Annotated in this window: 1 protein-coding gene and 1 pseudogene; both read right to left on the bottom strand. The window is 38.4% G+C overall.

The window, feature by feature from the left end:
- Positions 1-311 precede the first annotated feature (311 nt).
- Positions 312-526 (bottom strand): annotated as a pseudogene (locus QVO97_RS00660) (type II toxin-antitoxin system YafQ family toxin); the annotation flags it as partial.
- Positions 527-601: 75 nt separating this feature from the next.
- Complete coding sequence (locus tag QVO97_RS00665; protein ID WP_022358513.1) at positions 602-1,930, bottom strand: RNA-binding domain-containing protein; 1,329 nt, start codon at positions 1,928-1,930, stop codon at positions 602-604.
- Positions 1,931-2,059 lie beyond the last annotated feature (129 nt).

Genomic DNA, 2,059 nt, shown 5'->3' on the forward strand with positions numbered 1-2,059 from the left:
TAACAGCAATTCCGGCCGCAGCCGTACTTTATGTAAGCGAGCGGGGATTCAGCCGCTGCGTGCAGCCAAAAGAAAAATAAAGACAGATAAACAAGAAGTGATGTATGCTCTAAGTGACTTCTTAATCATGATATTTGTCATGGTTAGTGAAGAAATCACTTAGAGCATTTTTGTTTCAGGACGAACTTTAGATTGAGATCGCGGAACTGGAAAAGGCTGTTACCGGCTACGAGTAGAGCCAGAAATCAGCAGAGAAATTTATAGCCTTGATTGACAAGTATGAGAATTTTGACACGCTGACAAACACCATCCACAAGCAGCCAGTCGGGAGAATATGACATTCCCGATGACCTGCCCAATCGCCGGACAGGTAATGGTCGCGGTTCTTATCCGGCAGCGGCTCGCCCATTGCCAGCAATACTACGACCTGCTCCAGCAGCTCGATCTTCAAGCCACGCTTTATGGCTCGTTTGTAGTCTTTTTTGAAACTGGTCGTGTATTTAACGGTATATTTGGTTTCTTTCATCTTTTCAGGTCAGCAAAGCTGAATCGGAATCCGAGCTTCCAGTTTGCAAGTTTAAGTTCTGATTTAGCTAATCGCCTACTCTCCTGTATAATAAACATTTTTTCCAGAACCATTTATATGCAATTTTCCGGCACTGGATAATTCCTTTAAGATCCTATACGCTTTTGTTGTACCTATATTTAAAAGCGCTTCGGTTTCTTTTCTTGTTATTTTTTTATGCTCTGCTACATAGGAGAGAATTTCTTCTTTTTCAGAGGCAAGCGGCTGTCGGTAAACTGCTACCAGACGTTTCCTTGGTTTTGACAGCTTTTGCATTCCTTCGTTTCTATTTGGAAGTGTAACACGGAAAACACCTTTTGCTGTTTCAAAAAATGGCTTTTTTTCGTTATCTCCATAGGCTCGTTGAATTTTTCCAATTCCAGTACCATAACTTTCTATTAACATCATGCGATAAAAAATAGCTGCCAAATTAGGATTCCTTGGCTGCGATACACCCAGAAAAATAGAATTTAATTCCAGTCCGGAAACCAATCCTCCCAATGAGACAATTTCTATACGATCGTCATAAATATTTATAAGATTACTTCCACTAAACGAATAATCTCGATGAACGATACTATTTAAAAGCGCTTCTCTGATTGCCTCTTCTGGGTAATCTTTTTTGTCAATACGGATTAAACCCGAAAAACTGGCTTGCGTTTTATTGTTTAAATCAATAAACTGATAAACGTCTTCCAATTGTTTTAAAATAGAACCAGAAAATTCCTTTCTATCTCTGAAAACCGCTTTATCTGTTCCTTGAAAAAGAGCCGCTTTTGTTGTTACTTCACATTGATCCGATAATAGCAATGCAAGATTTGTGTACAAATGGTCATCACCTATCAGTTTTAATGTTTGCATCTGTGATCTTCCAAACGCAATTTTTCGTTTGTGCATCTCATTTTCAAAATACTCAAATGTCAAATTCTGATTCATGCTTCGGCTTGTTTCATAGGAACATCTGCCGCTTTGAATGATCATTTCCCGGATGCCCTCATCTGTCATGGGTTGTGAAGAACTTCCTTTTCGAACATATACACCACTGGGCTTTAGACCTTTTTCCCGAATATAATATGGACGATTCGTTCCTGTTGAAATATTAATTTCAACGACCGTTTTTTTGTCAATTTCCACAGTTTTTATATTGACAAAAGGCATAATATCAGGTGCGATAGAATCTTTTAACGAACCTGCAACCTGAAGCATGATTGCATCTGGATCATCTACGCCAATAATTGCTCCATCTTTTCTAACACCAATCAAAATAGTACCTCCAGAAGCATTTGCAAAGGCAATTACTTCTTTTCGAATCTCAGGTACATATTCTTGCTTAAATTCCACCTCTTGATTCTCAAACGAAAGCATACTATTCACCTTTCTTTCTTTCTTTCTTTCTTTCTTCTATTGTATTTGGGAAAGAAAGAAAAGTCAACGAAAAAAAGAAACGAAAAATCGACAAGTATCACCTCCCGATACTTTTCCATATCCGAAGTA

Source organism: Clostridium sp. CAG:43 (genome assembly GCF_000434655.1).
GTDB classification, from domain to species: Bacteria; Bacillota; Clostridia; order Lachnospirales; family Lachnospiraceae; genus Otoolea; species Otoolea fessa.